Below are 249 nucleotides of genomic sequence, written 5' to 3'. Positions count from 1 at the left end.
AATGTCGCGCTGCGCAGCGCCGCGCGCCTCTGCGCCACCGACCGACGCCCGCAGACCTTCATAGGCGAAGGTCGTGTAGCTCAGACCGTAGCCGAACGGATAGAGTGGGCTCTCCTCCATGTCCTTGTAAGGGCGGGCGCGATGCGGGTTTTTCTGGTTGTAGTAGACCGGCAGCTGCGCCGACGAGCGAGGCAGCGATACCGGCAGACGACCGCTCGGGTTGACCTTGCCGAACAAGATCTCTCCGAT

General features: G+C 63.9%; 1 protein-coding gene. It reads right to left on the bottom strand.

Features of this window, described 5'->3' with window-relative positions; genetic code table 11:
* On the bottom strand, window positions 1-249 hold a 249-nt coding region (locus PA598K_RS38375), incomplete at both ends, for a glycoside hydrolase family 3 C-terminal domain-containing protein (RefSeq protein ID WP_260405691.1).

This window comes from Paenibacillus sp. 598K (assembly GCF_003851045.1).
Lineage (GTDB): Bacteria > Bacillota > Bacilli > Paenibacillales > Paenibacillaceae > Paenibacillus_D.
Note: the sequence above shows the minus strand (reverse complement) of the source record. Positions and strands in the feature narration are given on the sequence as shown.